This is a genomic window from Candidatus Sulfotelmatobacter sp., assembly GCA_035498555.1.
GTDB lineage: Bacteria > Eisenbacteria > RBG-16-71-46 > RBG-16-71-46 > RBG-16-71-46 > DATKAB01.
Map to the genome: position 1 here is coordinate 1 of DATKAB010000011.1, position 3,521 is coordinate 3,521.

Genomic DNA, 3,521 nt, shown 5'->3' on the forward strand with positions numbered 1-3,521 from the left:
CAACATGGCGCGCGCCACGCTGATTCGGACCGCGATTGACGCGGTTCTGACCCACGATCCCAATTTGCCACTTGATCCCCGGAGTCCCGGAGGCGCAAGATTTTGTCTGTCCGCGGGACCACGCCCCCGCTGCGCACCGCCCCCACCATGCGGCAGGCAGCGCGCGGAGACAGGCGCGCGACGCGGACCACGCGAAGGTTCGCCCTCGCTGGAAGCCGGCGCCTCATCGTCATTCGCAGGAAGGTGAGGCGTCGGCCAGGAGAAGCCTGGTCCGTCTGGCTTCCCCGCGCACCATCCACGCCTCGCCCATCGGCTACTTTCACGCGCATGCCCGAATTGCCGGACGTCACGATCTACGTCGAGCATCTGGAGCGCCTGACCGCCGGGCGCGTGCTCGAGCGGCTGCGCGTCTCGAGCCCCAATCTGCTGCGCACCTTCGATCCGCCGGCGAGCGAGGCCAACGGCAGGCGCGTGCTCGGCGTGAGCCGCATGGGCAAGCGCATCGTCTTTCAGCTCGAAGACGATCTGTGGCTCGCGCTGCATCTCATGATCGCGGGCCGACTGCGCTGGAGGGATCGCGGAGCGAAGCTCCCGGGCCGCGTCGGGCTCGCCGCGTTCGATTTCGAGCATGGCACGCTGCTGCTCACCGAGGCGTCCACCCGGCAGCGCGCCGGCCTGCACGTGCTGCGCGGCGAGCCGGCAGTGCGCGCCCTCGACGCCGGCGGGATCGAGCCGCTCGCGGCCTCGCTCGAGGAATTCCGCGCGGCGCTCACGCGCGAGAACCACACGCTAAAGCGCGCGCTCACCGACCCGCGCCTGTTCTCCGGAATTGGAAACGCGTACTCCGACGAGATTTTGCATCGTGCGCGATTGTCGCCGCTGCAGCTGACTTCTCGACTTTCGAGCGAAGAGATCGGCCGGCTTCATCGCGCCACCCGTGATGTCCTGATCGAATGGACGGATCGATTGCGTGAACAGACCGGCCAGGCCTTTCCCGAGAAAGTCACGGCCTTCCGCCCCGAGATGGCCGTGCATGGACGCCACCGGAAGCCGTGCCCCGACTGCGGCGCTCCGGTGCAACGCATCGTGTACGCCGAGAACGAGACCAACTACTGCCCGCGTTGTCAGACCGGCGGGCGCCTGCTCGCGGATCGGGCGCTGTCGCGGCTGCTGCGCGAGGACTGGCCGCGCACGCTCGAGGAGTGGGAGGCGATCCGCTCGCTGGACGCAGCGACGCTCCCACGCCGCGCGCCGCGCGGAGGTCGCTGAGCGATGGCCGCGATTCCGTACTTCCGCGAGGCCGGATCCGGCCCGGGCGTCGTGTGCCTGCACGCCAACTCGAGCAGCTCGAGTCAGTGGCGCCCGCTGATGGAGACGCTGGCGCCGGATCACCACGTATTCGCGGTGGATTCGTACGGCTCGGGCCGCAGCCCGGCGTGGCCGTTCGAGCGCCGCTTGTGGCTCGCCGACGAAGCGGCGCTGGCGGAGCCGGTGTTCGAGCGGGCCGGCCATCCGTTCGCTCTCGTGGGGCACTCCTATGGCGGCGCCATCGCGCTGATCGCGGCGCTCGCCGCACCCCGCCGGGTGCAGGCGATGGCGCTCTACGAGCCGACGCTGTTCTCGCTGATCGACGCGCACTCGCCGCCGCCCAACGACGCCGACGGCATTCGCGGCGCCGCGGCGGCGGCGCTTCCGGCGCTCGCGGTGGGTGACCGCGCCGGCGCGGCGCGGGAGTTCGTCGACTTCTGGATGGGCGCGGGCTCGTGGGACGCGATGGGCGAATCGCGCCAGGCGCCGATCCTCGCTTCGATCGACCATCTGCCGGGCTGGGGCCATGCGCTATTTCACGAGCCGACGCCGATCGGGCGATTCGCGGAGCTGGACGTCCCGATTCTCTACCTGCTCGGGAAGCGCTCGCCGATGTCGTCACGGGGAGTCGCGAAATTGCTGATTCCGGTCTTGCCGCGCGTCGAGGTCGTCGAGTTCGAGGACCTCGGCCACATGGGACCGGTGACGCATCCCGATCTCGTCAATCGGGCGATCGCGGGCTTTCTCGAGCGGAGCTAGGCCGCGAGGGGTGCCGAGTGTTTCAGGCCGCTCGGCGCAGGACGCGCCACGGCGCCGGCCGGCCGTGATGGATCCACAGCGCGCCCGAGTGGGCGAGGAACTCGGGCAGGTCGGCTTCGAGCGCCGACTCCCCGTGATCGGACGCGTGGTTCGGCATTGGCTCCACGCTCTCGGGGTCCACGCTCAACGCCCAGCCGATCTGCACGTCGCGCGCCAGGCCGTTCGCGAATCGGAGCCGACTCCAGTAGCGCACCGACGCCATCATTACCACCGCCAGGAACATGAGATCGCGAAACAACCGTTCAACGAGCTTGAGCGGCGGCGACGCCGGCACGCCGGGGCCGAGAAGCTCCGCGAGCAGGAGCAGCAGTAGCACCGCGGCGAACCACTGGCCCGGGTCCGGGCGGCGCAGCCGCGAAACGTAGTCGCGCAGCTCGTCGAGCTCCGCTTCCGACAGCACGCGCTTCTGGAATCGCAGCTCGGGGTGGCTGACCACCCGCAGCTGCTCGGGTGACACCGGCACGCGGTAGGCGTACTCGGGAAGCGCCGCCACCTGATGCACCCAGACGTCGGCGAAGCGATCCTGGCCGCGATCGTTGCGCGCCCACACCTGGCGCGAGCCAGCCAGCACGACGAGCCTGCGATGATCGAGCGGGCCCGGGCGCAGGAAGCCCATCCTCGCCAGTCGGAGCGGCTCGCGGCGCAGGCGATCTTCGGCGGGCATCGGGCCCTCGAACACCAGCAGATCGCCGGCCTCGATGTCGCGGACGCGGCGGCGCCACGCGCGGAACGCGTCGTTCGTCCAGGCGAGCCAGAGACCGAGCCCCAACATCCAGCCGAAATAGACCGCGATGCCCGCGCTCTCCGTCAGGCGGTCGGCGCGGCCCATCGCGTCACCCAGCGGAAAGACTCCCCCGAGCCAGGCGAGCGCCGCCAGCGCCGAGAGAGTGAATCTGCCGAGCGCGCGGCGCGCGGCGCGACTCAGCAGCGTGCGCTCGAGATCGGCGAGCGGCCGACGCTCCTCGAGCGGCAGGCCCGCGCACCACCAGCGCGTCTGAGAGTCGAGCTCTTCGGGTGAGTCGAGTCTTTCGGGTGAGGCACTCATGCCAACAGTTATCGGCAGAAGACTCTGCTCTTGACAGGCCATTCACGGTCAGGGCGAGTGGCGCTCGAAGGGTTTTCGGCGCGGTGCGCGTGCGCGCGAGAGATGCGCGTGCGCAGGGTTTCGTGCGTTCGGCACGCGATATTTCGAACAGGCTCGAGATCCGCGCTCTGCGCCGATCTGCGTGCGCCGAAAACTGGCGTGATAGAAAGAGTGGGTTGCCCCCGATTCACCCGCCCCCGCGGGACAAGTCGCATGTCACGCTACTCGCTGTCGCATCTGGCTTCCGAGGCTCTGCTGCCCGCGCTGCACGAGAAGGTCGCGCTCGGACGCCGAGGCACTGCCGAAGTCC

Annotated in this window: 3 protein-coding genes; 2 read left to right on the plus strand and 1 reads right to left on the minus strand. The window is 69.8% G+C overall.

Features of this window, described 5'->3' with window-relative positions:
* Window positions 1-327 precede the first annotated feature (327 nt).
* Window positions 328-1,269 carry a DNA-formamidopyrimidine glycosylase family protein gene (locus VMJ70_01435; GenBank protein HTO89769.1) on the plus strand — a complete coding sequence of 314 codons (942 nt, stop codon included), beginning with the start codon at window positions 328-330 and terminating at the stop codon, window positions 1,267-1,269.
* Window positions 1,270-1,272: 3 nt separating this feature from the next.
* The gene (locus VMJ70_01440; GenBank protein HTO89770.1) at window positions 1,273-2,067 is read left to right on the plus strand and encodes an alpha/beta hydrolase; all 795 of its coding nucleotides are present in this window, start codon (window positions 1,273-1,275) and stop codon (window positions 2,065-2,067) included.
* A gap of 22 nt (window positions 2,068-2,089) precedes the next feature.
* On the opposite strand, the gene VMJ70_01445 is transcribed toward VMJ70_01440, so the two are convergent.
* Window positions 2,090-3,172 (minus strand): hypothetical protein, encoded by a 1,083-nt coding sequence (locus tag VMJ70_01445; protein HTO89771.1) that lies wholly within the window; start codon window positions 3,170-3,172, stop codon window positions 2,090-2,092.
* Window positions 3,173-3,521: the final 349 nt, after the last annotated feature.

Coding starts and splice junctions, on each gene's coding strand:
- VMJ70_01445 (HTO89771.1), bottom strand. CDS start 3,172: ATGAGTGCCTCACCCGAAAGACTCGACTCACCCGAAGAGCTCGACTCT.
- VMJ70_01440 (HTO89770.1), top strand. CDS start 1,273: ATGGCCGCGATTCCGTACTTCCGCGAGGCCGGATCCGGCCCGGGCGTC.
- VMJ70_01435 (HTO89769.1), top strand. CDS start 328: ATGCCCGAATTGCCGGACGTCACGATCTACGTCGAGCATCTGGAGCGC.